Source organism: Pedobacter sp. UYP1 (assembly GCF_040547305.1).
Lineage (GTDB): Bacteria > Bacteroidota > Bacteroidia > Sphingobacteriales > Sphingobacteriaceae > Pedobacter.
In genome coordinates this window covers 115,536-131,012 of record NZ_JBEPPL010000015.1, presented here as the reverse complement: position 1 = coordinate 131,012, position 15,477 = coordinate 115,536, and the positions used below count along the sequence as shown (strand labels likewise).

Annotated in this window: 11 protein-coding genes; 6 read left to right on the top strand and 5 right to left on the bottom strand. The window is 39.4% G+C overall.

Annotated features, from left to right (window positions below; genetic code table 11):
* Positions 1-117: 117 nt before the first annotated feature.
* The 5 genes from ABIB30_RS22815 (at position 118) to ABIB30_RS22795 (ending at position 7,544) form a co-directional block, all read left to right on the top strand.
* Complete coding sequence (locus tag ABIB30_RS22815; protein WP_354305364.1) at positions 118-702, top strand: TetR/AcrR family transcriptional regulator; 585 nt, start codon at positions 118-120, stop codon at positions 700-702.
* 37 nt (positions 703-739) lie between these two features.
* Entirely contained in the window at positions 740-2,092 is a 1,353-nt protein-coding gene (locus ABIB30_RS22810; protein WP_354305363.1) for a TolC family protein, read from the top strand.
* A 5-nt stretch (positions 2,093-2,097) separates the two neighbouring features.
* Entirely contained in the window at positions 2,098-3,255 is a 1,158-nt protein-coding gene (locus ABIB30_RS22805) for an efflux RND transporter periplasmic adaptor subunit (RefSeq protein WP_354305362.1), read from the top strand.
* 22 nt (positions 3,256-3,277) lie between these two features.
* A complete protein-coding gene (locus ABIB30_RS22800; protein ID WP_354305361.1) occupies positions 3,278-6,451 on the top strand; it encodes an efflux RND transporter permease subunit in 3,174 nt (1,057 codons plus the stop codon).
* A gap of 160 nt (positions 6,452-6,611) precedes the next feature.
* Entirely contained in the window at positions 6,612-7,544 is a 933-nt protein-coding gene (locus ABIB30_RS22795; RefSeq protein WP_354305360.1) for an Rpn family recombination-promoting nuclease/putative transposase, read from the top strand.
* A gap of 83 nt (positions 7,545-7,627) precedes the next feature.
* Here the strand turns inward: ABIB30_RS22795 and ABIB30_RS22790 are convergent, their stop codons facing one another.
* The 4 genes from ABIB30_RS22790 to ABIB30_RS22775 are packed head-to-tail and all read right to left on the bottom strand — an operon-like array spanning position 7,628 to position 13,316.
* A complete protein-coding gene (locus tag ABIB30_RS22790; protein ID WP_354305359.1) occupies positions 7,628-8,338 on the bottom strand; it encodes a DUF4198 domain-containing protein in 711 nt (236 codons plus the stop codon).
* A gap of 21 nt (positions 8,339-8,359) precedes the next feature.
* Positions 8,360-9,646: a PepSY-associated TM helix domain-containing protein gene (locus ABIB30_RS22785; RefSeq protein WP_354305358.1), complete on the bottom strand. Its 1,287-nt coding sequence runs from the start codon at positions 9,644-9,646 to the stop codon at positions 8,360-8,362.
* 38 nt (positions 9,647-9,684) lie between these two features.
* A complete protein-coding gene (locus ABIB30_RS22780; protein WP_354305357.1) occupies positions 9,685-10,923 on the bottom strand; it encodes a DUF4374 domain-containing protein in 1,239 nt (412 codons plus the stop codon).
* A 20-nt stretch (positions 10,924-10,943) separates the two neighbouring features.
* The gene (locus ABIB30_RS22775) at positions 10,944-13,316 is read right to left on the bottom strand and encodes a TonB-dependent receptor (RefSeq protein ID WP_354305356.1); all 2,373 of its coding nucleotides are present in this window, start codon (positions 13,314-13,316) and stop codon (positions 10,944-10,946) included.
* 130 nt (positions 13,317-13,446) lie between these two features.
* Between ABIB30_RS22775 and ABIB30_RS22770 the strand changes: the two genes are divergently transcribed.
* Entirely contained in the window at positions 13,447-14,169 is a 723-nt protein-coding gene (locus tag ABIB30_RS22770; RefSeq protein WP_354305355.1) for an AraC family transcriptional regulator, read from the top strand.
* Between the two features lie 62 nt (positions 14,170-14,231).
* Here ABIB30_RS22770 and ABIB30_RS22765 read toward each other — a convergent pair whose 3' ends face one another.
* Positions 14,232-15,413: an AIR synthase related protein gene (locus tag ABIB30_RS22765; RefSeq protein WP_354305354.1), complete on the bottom strand. Its 1,182-nt coding sequence runs from the start codon at positions 15,411-15,413 to the stop codon at positions 14,232-14,234.
* Positions 15,414-15,477 lie beyond the last annotated feature (64 nt).

The window sequence follows — 15,477 nt, the reverse complement described above, 5'->3', positions numbered from 1 at the left end:
CTGATTCTTCAGGACGGGGCTTTTTTGTTTTCCGTACTTATTGATCTGGATCACTTTTCTGTCATATTAGGTTAAACAATTAATTGGTATATTTAATTTGTGTTTATTTGTAACCGAATGAACGTTCAATTAGAAGATACTTCCGGAAAACGTGTCGCTGTCCTAAACAGTACACTCGCTTTGATTAAAGAGCATGGGTTCCATGGCGCTCCCATGAGTTTAATTGCTAAACATGCTGGTGTTGCTGCTGGCACTATATATCACTATTTCGACTCCAAAGAAACGCTCATTTTAGAGCTTTATGTTCACGTGAAAGATAAGCTGGCATTGGCAATATCGGCGGGTGATGACCCTGAAAAGCCCTATAAAGACCGGTTTTTCAATTTTATGATCAATCAGTTCAATTTCTATGTGGAAAATGAGAACTCTCTTTTTTTTCTCGAACAGTATATGAGCTCTCCTTTTGCGAAGAACTTCCCGGAGCGTGATAGTCAACTATTTGCAGACAAGGTGATTACATTGTTCCAATATGGCATAGAAAATGCTCAGTTCAGAAATATTGACTCGAGGCTGCTTGCCCCGACGATCAAAGGGACGCTTGTTGCCGCTGCGACTTTCCAATTATCGGAGCAAATTGTATTTTCTAAGGAAGATATTCTGGAAGTAGTTAACATCATATGGGATGGAATTAAAAGGCAATAACATGAATAATAGTAAAACAAATACCCTTAATATATATATGAAACCTCACAAATTAATTTTAATGATGCTCGTCTGCATATCAGCTCTTCTGCCAGGAGCGGTATTTGCCCAGACGACAGTTAGAGAGCAGCCGACGCTGAGCAATGCAACCTTGCAGGAATGTATTGATTACGCTTTGCGCAATAAGCCTGGGGTACAACAAGCACTGATTGACGAAGAGATAGGAGAACGGGATATCAAATCGGCGTTATCTGGTTGGTTACCGCAAATTAATGGTACTGGAACAGCAAACCATAATTTTAAGCAGCAGTCTCAGATCCTGACTACAAACGGACAATCTTCTTTACTGACTTTTGGTGGTAAGAATACTTCATCTTTTGTATTACAGGCTGATCAGCAGTTTTTAAATGCGGGATTGATCCAGGCCTCTAAATCTGCTAAGTTCTACAGACAACAGTATAAACAAAGTACAGAAAATACAAAGATCAGTACAATTGTTGATGTCAGTAAAGCATTCTATGACGTGCTGACAAGCAAGGAGCAATTGAATATCATTGCGGAGAATATTGCCAGACAAGAAAAACAGTTGAAAGATGCTAAGGCGCAGTATGATGCTGGTCTGGTTGATAAAACAGATTTTCAAAGAGCACAAATTAGTTTGAGCAATTCTCAGGCAGACAGAAAAAGAACAGATGAGCTGTTGAAATATAAGTATGCTTACTTAAGAGAGTTAATCGGTTATAGTGCTGAGAAGCCTTTCGGTTTATCTTTTACTTCCAGAGATATGGAGAATGATGTCATGATAGACACCACTCAATTGTTAAATTATCAAAACCGCGTGGAATATCGTTTGCTGGAAACACAGAGAAGCTTGCAAAAGATTACTACCAGTTATAATAAATGGGCTTATTCTCCTACACTTTCGGGTTTTATCAATTACGGCTTTAATTATCAGAATAACTCGTTGAGCAATTTGTACGACCAGAATTTCCCAAGTTCGGTTGTTGGATTGAAATTATCGGTACCGATCTTCCTTGGCGGAAAACGTACACAGGAAATTAGAAAATCGCAGTTACAGGAGCGTAAGATTGACCTTGATTTAGTGAATACGAAAAACAAGATCAATACGCAGTATGAGCAGGCTATTGCTACTTATAAAGCGAATCTGAACGATTTAAATACGAACAAGGCGAATGTTGAAATTTCAAAACAGGTTTACAACACTATCAAACTTCAGTATGATGAAGGGATTAAAACCTACCTGGATCTGACGACTTCGGAAACTGATCTTCGTACTGCACAAATTAATTATCTGAATTCATTATATAACCTCCTTTCGTCAAAACTAGACGTAAAACAAGCATTAGGGATAATCACCGTAAACCAATAAAAGACATGGACATTAAATACATAAAATTAGGCATATTAATCCTTGGTTCAGTAACATTAGCATCTTGCGGTGGTCAACCTGCACCGCAGCAAGGACCTCCTCCGGCTACTCCGGTAACCACTTATACAGTTGATGAACAGCCGGTAACTACTGTGGATACTTATCCTGGTGTAGTTGTTGCCTTGAATGAGGTTGAACTTCGTGCGCAGGTTGGTGGTTATATCACAGCGATCTACGTTAAAGATGGTCAGCGTGTAACTAAAGGACAAAAATTATATGAAATTGACCGTACTAAATATCAGGCGGCTTATAACTCAGCTCAGGCTAATGTAGCGGTTGCGAAAGCAAACCGTGATAAAGCGAAGAAAGATGCGGATCGTTATACTAAATTGGCCCAACAAGAAGCAATTGCTAAACAACGTGTAGATTATGCATTGACTGACTTAGCAAATGCTGAATCACAAATCGCTGCTGCCAAAGCAAATCTTGCTTCGGCTGCGAATGATCTGCAACGTTCGATTATTGTTTCTCCTTTAAATGGAACAATTGGTATTTCACAGGTAAAACTGGGCGCTTTAGCTTCTCCGGGTACTACACTTTTAAATACTGTTTCTACAAATGATCCGATTGCGGTTGATATTCCTGTAAATCAAGGTGAAATCCCTCGTTTTATCCAGTTAGAGAAAAATACTGCAGCAGTTAAAGATTCTGTTTTCAGCATTCAGCTTCAGGACAACAGTATTTATAAACGTCAGGGCAGAATTATTGCGATTGACCGTGCAGTTGATCCTCAGACAGGTACTATCAAAGTTAGAATCAGCTATCCTAATGAAGGTGGCAGACTTATTTCTGGTATGAACGTGAACTTACAGGTGTTGAATAAGGCGGCTGGTAACCAATTGGTAATTCCTTATAAAGCGGTTACAGAGCAGTTGGGTGAATTCAACGTTTATGTGGTTGGTGACAGCAGCAAAGCAGCACCAAGAGTAATTAAGGTTGGTACACAGGTAGATCAGAATATCGTAGTGAAAAGCGGTCTGAAAAAGGGTGAAGTTATTGTAGTGGATGGTGTTCAGAACGTAAGACCTGGTGCAGTAGTACACGCAGGATCGGCAGCAGAAGCAAATGGACAGCAACCGGCAGCGGCTGCACCAAAGAAATAGTTATTATAAGAATTTCAAGAATATGATATCAGAGGTATTTATAAAACGACCGGTCACGGCGATCGTCATTTCCATATTAATTGTACTGATAGGGGCGATTGTGATCACCACATTGCCGATCAGTCAATATCCGAGTATTGCTCCGCCTACGGTTACCGTTACTGGTACGTATACAGGAGCTGATGCGCAAACGGTAGAACAAACGGTAACTACACAAATTGAGAGTCAGATTAACGGTACGCCGGGCATGAAGTATCTTTCTTCAAATAGTACATCAGATGGTCGTTCTGCGATTACTGTAACTTTTGATGTAGGTACGAATATTGACATTGCTGCACTTGATGTACAGAACAGGGTGGGTATTGCGCAACCAGGTTTACCTGAAGCGGTTCAGCGTTTGGGTATTACCACTAAAAAAGCAAACAATGATATTTTAATGGTTATTGGTCTGTATTCTCCAAATGGAACGTATGACCAGAAATTCATTTCAAATTATGTCAATTTATATGTAAAGGATGCGTTATTGCGTATCAAAGGTGTGGGTGATGTGCAGGTGTTCAGTCAGCCGTTCAGTATGCGGGTTTGGTTGGATGCAGGTAAATTAGCGAGATTAGGTTTAACGCCGGCGCAGGTTTCTGCAGCGATTGCAGAACAGAATACACGTGCTCCGGGTGGTAGTGTAGGTGGGCCGCCTCAGCAGAATTCACAGACTTTTGAATTCTCTGTGGTCATGGATGGTGATTTAAACTCTGAAGAGCAGTTTAAAAATATCGTGGTTAAAACCGGGCAGGATGGTTCTCCTGTTTATCTTAAAGATGTAGCGCGTGTAGAGTTAGGTGAGTTTGCTTATTCTACAACTGCAAAGGTAAATGGTAAAGTAGCCTCTTTAATGGCTGTTAACCAGACTCCGGGTGGAAATGCGGTTCAAACTGCTGAAGGTATTGATCAGACGATGGCTGAGTTGAAGAAATCTTTCCCTAAGGATTTGGATTTCAAGATCAGTTACGAAACGGTTTCTATTATTAAAGTATCGATCAGTGAGGTAATTCATACTTTGGTTGAAGCGCTTATCCTGGTGACAATTGTGGTATTCTTCTTCTTACAGAGCTGGAGAGCAACCTTGATTCCTGTATTGGCAATCCCGGTTTCTATTATTGGTACTTTCATCTTCTTTACTTTGCTTGGATTCTCGATCAACGTATTAACGATGTTTGGATTCGTCCTCGCCATTGGTATTGTGGTGGATGATGCGATTGTGGTAGTGGAAGCGGTTCAGCATTATATGGACCATGAGGGACTTTCTGCTCCTGATGCTACCCGTAAAGCGATGAAGGATATTACAGCTCCGGTAATTGCGATTGCATTGATCCTTGCGGCAGTATTTATCCCGGTAGGGTTTATTCCGGGGATGGTTGGCCAGCTGTATCAGCAGTTTGCAATCACGATTGCTGTATCGGTATTGATTTCAGCGTTTATCGCTTTATCATTAACTCCGGCATTGTGTTCATTGTTGTTAACGCCAATGAACCTGACCAAGGATTCAAGAGGATTGAATAAATTCTTCTTTAAATTTAATGGGTGGTTTGCGAGAGTAACTAACAAGTATTCGAATGGAGTGAAATGGGCTTTGAAAAAAGCACCTTTAGTGATGATTATCCTGGCTTGTATTTATGTAGGTACAGTTGGTTTATTCATCAAGAAACCTTCAGGATTTATTCCGAATGAGGATGCCGGTATCTTTATTATGGGGGTGACCTTGCCAGAAGGTGCATCAGCGGTTCGTACCAATGCTTTTATCAAAAGGATCACTGATTCTATACAAACAAACATTCCTGAGGTTAAAAATATTACTTCGATTAGTGGTATTAACATTCTGAACAGATCATTCAAGTCGAATGCGGGTACTTTCTTTGTACAGTTGAAGAACTGGGATGATCGTAAAAGAGACGTAGCCACAGTTTTAGGTGAGGTTTCTAAGACATTTGCTGGTGATAAGGATGGAAGTGTGCTAGCGGTTACACCGCCGCCAATTCCTGGTCTGGGTATCAGTGGTGGTTTCTCGATGCAGATCCAGGAAAAACAGGCTGGTGATATCAAGAAGTTTGAAGGTGTTGTAGGTAAGTTCCTGGCCGCTGCGAATCAGCGTCCAGAGATTGGATTTGCGTATACGTTGTTTAATGCGAGAACGCCAAATTATCAGCTGCATGTTGATCGTGACAAGGTGAAAAGGATGGGCGTTTCTATTGGAGCGGTATACAGTACAATTTCTTCTTATCTGGGTAGTAGTTATATTAATGACTTTACTAAATACGGACGTAGTTTCCGTGTAGTTTCTCAGGCGGATACGAATTTCCGTAGCAGTATTGAAAATTTAAACCAGATTTATGTGAATAATAGTGTTGGAACACCTGTGCCGTTGAGTGCGTTTGTTTCTTACAAGATGACTGAAAATGCATCGATTATTAATCACTATAATATGTTCCGGTCGATCGAGATTGGCGGGGCTGCAAAACAAGGAAGAAGTTCTGGTGATGCATTACAGGCTTTAAGAGAGGTTGCTGCACAAACTTTACCACAGGGTTATACTTATAATTTCTCTGGTTTGAGTTTGGAGGAAACTGAGGCTGGTAACAGTACGACACTTATTTTCGGTTTGATCGTGGTGTTTGTATTCTTATTATTGGCTGCCTTATATGAGAGCTGGTCAGTTCCTTTCTCTATTTTATTAGCGGTTCCACTTGGTTTATTCGGAGCGATCCTTGCCTTGATATTCCTGCCAAAACTGGATAATAATATTTATGCACAGGTTGGTCTGATTACATTGATTGGTTTATCTGCTAAGAATGCGATTCTGATTGTAGAGTTTGCGAAGGAGCGGGTTGACTGGGGAATGGAGTTAATTGCTGCGACTATTGAAGCGGTTAAATTAAGGTTACGTCCGATTATCATGACTTCACTTGCATTTATTCTGGGGGTTATTCCTTTGATTATCTCTTCTGGTGCTGGCGCGGTATCTCGTATGACTATTGGATGGACGGTAGCTGCGGGTATGCTTTCGGCAACTATTCTTGCTTTGTTTATTGTTCCGGTACTGTTTGTACTGATCACTAAGCTGGCTTATGGTAAAAAGAAATTGGCTGAGTTAGAGGCTAATTATAAGCCAGAAGAACATGCTGATGTGCTGCATGCGGATTAGGTTTTAATAATTTGATAAAAAGGCCTGCTCATGAGTAATTGTGAGCAGGCCTTTTTTGTGGGGTATATTTTCTTTATGAGGTTTTTTTTATTCACAACATAGATATTTATTACCTTTTAAATATAAAACAGGAGTAGCTTGACCTAAATCAATAAGAATTATGTTAGCTATAACAAATAAATATATTGATCCATTATCAGATTTTGGATTCAAACATCTTTTCGGCGGTGAGCCAAATAAAGAGGTCATGATTGACTTTTTAAACGCACTGTTTGAGGGAGAAAAGCACATTACAGATATTGTCTACAACCCAACTGAACTAGCTGGCGATGACAAAGAACATAAAAAGGTTTTCTTCGACTTGCTGTGTACTGGAGACAAGGGGGAGCAATTTCTTGTGGAAATGCAGCGGGCAGCGCATGATAATTTTGAGGATCGCTGCATTTTTTATCTGAGCCGGCTGATTCAACAGCAGAAGTTAATGGGCAACTGGAGAGTTAAACTGAAAGAGGTTTTTCTGATTGCAATCCTGGATTTTAATATGAAAAATTGTCTGAGTGACCATTATTTGCAAAGTGTTTCGCTGGTCAATACTGGTACTGGTAAAATATTCCACAATGGACTGGGATTTAAGTTTTTGGAACTGCCTAAATTTGACAAGAAAGAAGATGAACTGAAGAGTCAGCTGGACAAATGGGTTTATATGCTTAAACACATGCACAGTTTGGATCAGATTCCTAAATATCTGGATAAACGTATTTTTCAAAAAATATTTAAAATTGCTGAAATGAAGAGATTATCACCAGAAGAACAACTTTTTTACATAGCTGTTTCACAGCAGGAAGAGGACGATATAGGCCTGATGGAATGTCTAAAAGAAAGAGCAGAAAAAGAAGGACTGGAAAAAGGTTTGGAAAAAGGCATGGAAAAAGGCATGGAAAAAGGCATGGAAAAAGGTTTGGAAAAAGGAAAGAAAGAAGGGAAACATGAAACTGCGCTGGCCATTGCGGGAAAAATGAAAGAAGATAATTTTGATCCGGTTAAAATTGCAGTATTTACTTCGCTTTCCATTGAAGAAATAAGACGCTTGTAAACAGAAGAGGCTGTATGACCAGTCAAATTCCGGTTTATGAATTTTGATTGGTTATACAGCCTCCTGTTCAATAAATGCCTTTCTTATTTTACTTCAAAGCTGTAAGTAGCACCTTGCCAGATAGCTTCATAAGCTTTGCCCTGATGCTCGCCTTTTACTTTTTGGAATTCGGCTACTTCGATTACATATCTTCCTGGCCAGATTGGCGTAAACTGAACGTTACCGTTTTCATCCGTTTTGGTTTCTTTAGACCATCCAGAAGGAGAGAATATCGTAACTGTTTTAGCTTTTGCAGCTTCTCTGTTTAAAGATGCAGTTAATTTGATAGTTTGATTCACTTTTACTGGCACACTGTTATCCAGCTTTAAATTCAATATGTTGGTGTTTGCCGCAATTGTGCTGGCTTTTCCAACATTAACGTTCGTGCTAGCCAGAAAATGATATTTAGTCGTACCACCAAGTTCTTTGGCTTCATGACTTACTTCCAGGTTGTATGCGCCATTTTTATCAGGTGTAAAGCTACTTGTAAATGAATTGCTGTCTGCGGTAAGCGTCAGTTGAGTTCTTTGCTGATCAGGGCCTACGAGCCATAAGGTAAAGTCTTTAACGTCAGAATACCATTTGGATACATTTTCTCTTTCGTTAGATACATATTCACCGTAATAAACTTTTACAGTTTGCGGCTGACCGATTTTTCCGGTAGTACCGGTTTCTATCCAAAGTGCGTGTGCAGAAATTTTACTGGTGATTAAGCAGAATAAAATGCTCAGGGTTAAAAAGGTTAGTTTTTTCATTGTGTTATAATTAATAGGGTTTTAAATTGTTTCCTGTAATTCAGGTTTTGATATTTTAAGGGGTTTGAGGTCTTTTGTTGTAATTGATTGTGCAGGTTTTGTGTTTTTAGTCCCCTTTTTCTTGAATTTACGACCATACCAAATCAGAAAGCCTGTGATTGGGAGTGATGCACCAATTAAGGAAGCAAGGAAGGCCAGAACCTTACCGGGAAAGCCGAGTATACTGCCCACATGGATGTCATAATTCATTTTACGGATTTTACCACCTACTCCGGCATCTGCATAAGAGGAGGAATAGATATCATCAGATTTCAGCTCTTTTAGAGTATGCTGGTCAAAGGTATAGCCTACGTTATTGTAAAACTGACCTGCACTGGGGTATACTGTGATATTTATGGCAGATTTTGCTTCAGCGGTGTCAGGGAAACTATAATAGAAACCAATTGATTTCGGGTGTTTAGCCGCAACTTTTTGCCATGCTAAATCCATCGCCTTTTCGGGGGTGTAAAATTTGTTCGCTTGCAGCGAATCAGATTCCAATCTTTTGAATTCGGTTAGTTTTTCTCCCGTAGTGACCCAGTATAAGCCTTCGCTGTACCATTGAATTCCATAAACCATACCTGTTAGTGCTATTGCCAGCAGGAACAGCAGGGAGTAGAATCCAAGCACATTATGAAGATCAAGGTTCAGCCTTTTAAAGGAGGCGCCCCATTTAATCTTAAAGCTTTTGTCGCGTGTAGATTTGTTCCATTTTTTAGGATACCACCAGATCAGCCCGGTAATCAGCAGTACGACAAATACCATTGTGCCGTAGTTAACGATCGGTCTTCCGATTTTGTAAGGCATCCATAGAAAACGGTGTCCGTTGAGTATAAACCTGAAGAAGTCAGTTTCTCCTTTTTTACGTTCTACAGCACTGATTACTTTTCCTGTATAAGGATTGATCTTTAAGGTCACTCCACCGCTTCTTCGTTCTTTAGATTTTGGGTCTTTCAGCGCGAGTGTGATTACGCGCCCTTGCTGATAGGTGGCATAAGAAGCAGCAAGATTCGGATACAGACCCTTTGCAACGCTAGTGAGCTGAGAGGGGGTAAGTACGGCTTTGTCTTGTTTCTCTACTTTAGTCTCTGGTTCGAATAGAGCCGTAATCTCTTCATTGAATACCCAGATACAGGCCGTAATACAAACGATTAAAACGATAACTCCGGAAACCAGGCCCAGCCAAAGGTGCAGCCATTTATTGATCCTTGTAAAGAGTGAATCTGTTTTCTTCTTTTTTTGCGGGGTTTGCTTAGTTCCGTTAACCATAGCCTGATTTGTTTTGTTATAATTATTAAGTCCCAATTTTAATAGCCTAGTGCTGATATAGCTGTAATTGTTCCGCCTTCTACTTTTAATCCGCGTCTGGCGACAGCTAAGTTGGCGTCAAATACATAAACATAACTGCCTTCACTGGCGGTAGTAATTCCTATATATCCTTTTACCCCATCTTTTGGAGAATAATTGGTTGTAGTTGTTTTAGTAATGTCAGCGGGGATACCTGTTACCCACTTAAAGGTTTTGTTAACGACATCTGCTATAGCAAATTTTCCAACAGGCCCGCTTGTCGTATTAGGATTGGTATATAGGTGTAAAATGAATATACCTTTCCCAATATAAGTCTGAGAGGAAATATGATGGCCTCCGGATTGTTGCTGCACGTTGAAAAAATAAGTTTTGTCAAATTCTGTTGTTCCTTTATTGATACGGATAACAGCAGATGGGTTCTTGGATACTGGTTGACTATTACTTGTAGCTGAAGCTCCTGAAAAAGCATAAGCATCTCCATTTTCGATTTCAACCAGGCCATTATTGAAGTAAGCACCGATAAAGCTGGTGCGGTTGTCTCTGATGATCTTTTCTAGTTTAAGTTCCGGATAAGAATAAACAGCTACCCAGGTACTATCTGGATAAGCGGTTCCAAAAACGTCAGGGGCAGCGCCTTTGATACTCATATAAGGTAAAAACACTTTATCACCCACTTGTGTTGCTCCGTTAAAGTGTGCGCGTTCTCCGTTTCCGGCAAGCTTTACTATGTTGACTTGTTGTTCGCCAACAATCTGATATTGGCGTGCATCAATACGAAACATACTGGCAAATTCATTTCCAGATCTGGGTACTTTAACAAGAAATACATCGTCTTTTACTGCTGCAGAAACGTGTACGGTCTCACTTTGGAAATTAGTAAGCTTCGTTAATTTACCAGAGCCATCCAAACGGTAACTGGTTACTGCGCCAGGATTCCCCTGTCCATACAATAAGCTGAAAAATCTGTTTTTATGGGAGATGTAATATCTGTAAGATCCGTCTTGTTCTATTCCATTGCCTTTAGTGGTAATCATACCTTCGTCAAGATTATTTGCTGTTAACAAATAATCAGCAATGCCTGTAGTTCCGATTGGTGTTGCAGCAATGATATATTTAGTGGCACCTGTTAATTCTGTATCTGCATCTTTTACTTCCGAAAAATCCAGTGGTGGATCGCAGGCTGTGAAAAGGCTGACCATACCCAGTGCAAGTAGTTGAAGTATATTTTTGTGTTTCATTTTCAATTTTTTTAATAGGATTATCTGTTATTACTGATAAAATATCTCACTTTGGCATAAAATGCTCTTCCTGGTTTTTGAAGAGAGAAGTTGTCATATACTCTGTTATTCGTCAGGTTTTTACATTCTAATGCGATGTTGTATTTGCCATTTCCAAGGGTGTATACGACGTTTACATCTTGCATCCATTGTCTTGGAATATCATATTTTGTATCAGATGTACCTTGGCTTGGCCACGATAAATAATAGGCGTGAACGTATAGCACATTATAACCTAAGGTCAGGGTATTGTCTTTTTTGCCTACATGATTAAAGAAGAGCGAGGCATCGGCGTTACCAAATAAGTAAGGCATGTTCGGAATTCTATCTCTGTATAAAGGACTTTCCATAGTTTGTCCCTGCTCATACTTCGTATTGTTACGCAAGTTCTGATAAGTCATGTTAACACCGGTAGTAAACAGGTTTTTAAATGAGTATCTGATTTCTCCCTCTACACCAAGATTTGTTACGTCAGCTACGTTACTCATGACTTGCTTGGTTTGGTTTTGATTTAACATTGGACGAATAAAGTCCTTCGCATTTCTGTATAGGACACTTCCGTCAAAACTAAATTTGTGTATTTGATTGAGCTGTGCCTGATAACCTAATCCCAGATTATAATTATGGCTGTATTCTGGTTTCAGTTCGATATTGCCATCCAGGTTCAGCAAATCACCAAAGAGTTCATCATTTTCTGGTAACCTGTAGCTTTTCTCATAAGAAGCTTTAAGCTGAAGTGTTGGCTTAAGAAAATAAGTGGATGCAATACCATAACCAAGCTTATTGAAACTGTTTTTTTGATCCTGATAGGCCACATCACCCCAGTTACCACTTGGGTTATAGCTTACTGAATATTTATTTTGCTGAGAGAAATACTTGGTAAATACAGAAGTATTCCAGCGCTCTGAAGCACTGTATTTATAACCAAAGCCTAAGACGTTTTTTGTGTTTTTACGCGGCTGTTCGTATTTGTCACTTTCTGGAAAAAGCTCGTCGGAACCTTTTCTGTTGAAGGAGTTAAAGACATTATTTAAGGCAAATGAATGCTGATCACTAAGTGTGTAAGTCAGGTTTACAGCACCCATACCGTTGTTGTTTTTGAACTTGTACAAGGAGCGTTCGCGTTCACTTCCCAATCCTTCATATTGTTTGTATTCCTGGAACCAGTTGTAACGACGGTATACTGTGTCGATATTTTGTTCTTGTCCAAGATTAAAATTTCCATTAATTCTCAGGTCAAGTCCATCGACAAATAAGTTTTTCTTGGTATAAAGGACATTCGGCATTACGATATTACCTTTTCTGTGCCAGTCACCAAAAACACTAACCATACGGGCGCCTGTTTGAATCTCTGCGTAGTTCTGACCTAAAGTAACTCCAAATAATAGCTGATCTGCATAAGATTTATTAACTACGCCTGCGCTGGCAATAATAGTTTCGTTATGGTAGGTATCATGGAATCTTTTTACTTTTTGATTTCTGAAATATTTTCCTGAAAAAGCGGCAACGTCTGTGGTTACTGTATAGTTATTGTCTGAGTAATTCTGGAAGGCGTTCAGTTGAAATTTAAATCCTGAAGCCGTAGTATATCCTGTATTGATAGAGGTTTTATGGGTGTTGAATGAGCCATACGAATAGGATACATCTGCATAGCTTTTCATGTCATTGGCCGTAACAATGTTAATTGCCCCGCCTAATGCATCTGAACCCAGCCAAACTGGAACTACACCTTTATATACTTCTACACGCTGGGCAAGATTAATTGGGATATTATTGATCTGGAATGATGAACCAAAGTTATCCATAGGTACGCCATCTAGAAAAAACTTCACTTGTCTTCCAGAAAAACCATTTAGCGAAAATTCCATCCTGGAACCGACACCGCCGGCTTCACGTACTCTTACGCCTGAAACTCTGTCCAGGGCATGAGAAATATCAAGTGTAGAGTTGTGTAGTTTTTTAGCATCTATAGAGGTTACGTTAAAAGCTTGCCTGTTTGCTTCCTGATTTGCTGTCCGGCCGATAACTGAAACTTCTGAAAGATTGGTCTCATCTGCTTGCAGGATAAATTGTGATTTCTTAGCATTAGCTAACGGAAGACTGATTTTAATGGTTTGTTCTGTATAGCCAATGTGTCTGATACGTATTTTGTAAGTGCCTGAAGGCAGGTCTTTGAAATTGAATTCTCCAAGAGAGTTGGTTACTGCTGATTTATTAATTTCGATTGTTGTAACTCCTGCACCTTCAAGTGGCTGGCCGTTAGTGTCTTTTACTGTCCCTTCAAAGCTGTGCTTTTGTTGTGCGATGGCATTAGCGCAATTGAATGTAAGTAAGAGTAAAATAAAAAAAAGCAAAAGGTTGTTTGGTAAAAATTTGCATGTGTTATTTCTTTTGTGTTTATTTAGACTTGTTATTAACAATAGGCAAAAATAACGTATTCGAACTACGAGTTTTGCAGCAAAGTGTACGGAATCAGCAGTCGGAATGGTAGAAGTTTATATTAAAAAAGGAGAAGAGATATTGATCGAATCAGTCAGTATCATTAAGCGTGAGTATGTTTCTGTGTATAAAGCAACAGTGAGATCAATAGATTCAGGTACTTTATTGTTTCTTCCGGACACCACTTTTGAGAATAATTTTGCTGTTAGTTTGCCTGTTGAGCTTTCTGGTCATCAGTTATATAAAATCGGATATGATATTCAGAAAGTTTTAAATGAGCTGACCAGTCGTGGCTCTGGTAAGTACACTAATTTTTATACTAAACTTAAAATCTGCGAGATTATCGTAATGGTTGTTGAAGCGCAGGAAGAGGCCGTTGGACCTGTCCACAAATGGAGTAAAAAGGATATTGCCAGTTTTGAAATGGTTTCCAGGGTAATCAGCCAGAATCTCTCCAAGAATATTTCTATAGCCGGGTTAGCTGAGAAAGCAGGGATGAACCGTACCAAACTTCAGGCGGGTTTTAAAGAGATTATGGGGCAAACGATTAATAGTTATGCTTCTGAGCTTAAAATGCAAAAGGCGAAAACATTGCTGCTTAATAAACCTGGATATAGTCTCAAACAAATTGCTGCAGTAGTAGGATATAGTTGTGGCAATCATTTTTCTGCTGCATTTAAGAAAAAATTCAGTTTTTCTCCGTCCTCTTTGAAAAACACGGCGAATCTGGTATGCTCTGTATGGTTGTGGGATTTTATGTTGCTTTAGAAAGAGCATAAAAAAAGAGCTTGTTTAAAAACAAACTCCTTTTTGTCTATATTTTATAAGGCTTATTCGTAGTTGAATTGCCCTTTTTCACTGGTAATGGTTACTTGTTTGTGTGTAGATTCTTCTACACGACCGATGATTTGTGCATCGATATTAAAGCTTTTAGAAATAGCAATGATATCATTGGCAATTTCCTGAGGTACATATATTTCCATGCGGTGACCCATATTAAATACTTTGTACATTTCTTTCCAGGCTGTTCCTGATTGTTCCTGAATCAATTCAAAAAGTGGTGGAACAGGGAATAGGTTATCTTTAATTACATGGATGTTATCATTGATAAAGTGAAGAACTTTAGTTTGCGCACCACCGCTGCAGTGTACTAATCCGTGGATCTGTTTTCTGTGTTGTTCTAATACTTTTTTGATAACCGGTGCATAAGTACGGGTAGGAGAGAGTACCAGTTTTCCAATAGTGATCTCTGTGTTTTCATCGATACTGATTTTATCAGTTAGCTTTTTACCTCCTGAGAAAACCAGGTCATAAGGTACTGCCGGATCAAAGCTTTCAGGATAGCTGTCTGCTACTGATTTATCAAATACATCATGACGTGCAGAGGTTAAGCCATTAGAGCCCATGCCGCCATTATATTCAGTTTCATAGGTTGCCTGGCCTGAAGAAGATAGTCCAATAATAACATCTCCGTTTTGAATGTGATGGTTGCTGATTACTTCATCGCGCTTGATGCGGCAGGTCACAGTTGAGTCTACAATGATCGTACGTACTAAATCACCTACGTCGGCAGTTTCGCCACCTGTAGAATAAATGGAGATACCCATTTCTCTGAGTTCAGCAAGAATTTCTTCTGTTCCATTGATAATAGCAGCGATAACTTCGCCTGTTATCAGGTTTTTGTTTCTGCCAATTGTTGAGGAGAGTAAAATATGATCTGTAGCGCCTACACAGATTAAATCATCAAGGTTCATAATGATCGCATCTTGTGCAATGCCTTTCCATACAGAAATATCACCGGTTTCTTTCCAGTATACGTAGGCTAAAGAGGATTTAGTACCTGCACCATCAGCGTGCATAATATTACAGAATGCGTCATCATTTCCTAATATATCAGGAATGATTTTACAAAATGCTTGTGGGAAAATACCCTTGTCTATGTTTTTGATGGCTTGATGCACATCTTCTTTCGAAGCCGAAACGCCACGCTGGTTATACCTGTTATCACTCATATTGCTGCAAAGATAGAGAAACGTCCGAATGTAGACGATTCAAACAAAAAAAAATAACCTCTGC

Bases quoted from the DNA above. Each gene is read 5' to 3' on its own strand.
- ABIB30_RS22815 (WP_354305364.1), top strand. From the start codon at position 118: ATGAACGTTCAATTAGAAGATACTTCCGGAAAACGTGTCGCTGTCCTA.
- ABIB30_RS22805 (WP_354305362.1), top strand. From the start codon at position 2,098: ATGGACATTAAATACATAAAATTAGGCATATTAATCCTTGGTTCAGTA.
- ABIB30_RS22800 (WP_354305361.1), top strand. From the start codon at position 3,278: ATGATATCAGAGGTATTTATAAAACGACCGGTCACGGCGATCGTCATT.
- ABIB30_RS22770 (WP_354305355.1), top strand. From the start codon at position 13,447: ATGGTAGAAGTTTATATTAAAAAAGGAGAAGAGATATTGATCGAATCA.
- ABIB30_RS22795 (WP_354305360.1), top strand. From the start codon at position 6,612: ATGTTAGCTATAACAAATAAATATATTGATCCATTATCAGATTTTGGA.
- ABIB30_RS22810 (WP_354305363.1), top strand. From the start codon at position 740: ATGAAACCTCACAAATTAATTTTAATGATGCTCGTCTGCATATCAGCT.
- ABIB30_RS22765 (WP_354305354.1), bottom strand. From the start codon at position 15,413: ATGAGTGATAACAGGTATAACCAGCGTGGCGTTTCGGCTTCGAAAGAA.
- ABIB30_RS22790 (WP_354305359.1), bottom strand. From the start codon at position 8,338: ATGAAAAAACTAACCTTTTTAACCCTGAGCATTTTATTCTGCTTAATC.
- ABIB30_RS22785 (WP_354305358.1), bottom strand. From the start codon at position 9,646: ATGGTTAACGGAACTAAGCAAACCCCGCAAAAAAAGAAGAAAACAGAT.
- ABIB30_RS22780 (WP_354305357.1), bottom strand. From the start codon at position 10,923: ATGAAACACAAAAATATACTTCAACTACTTGCACTGGGTATGGTCAGC.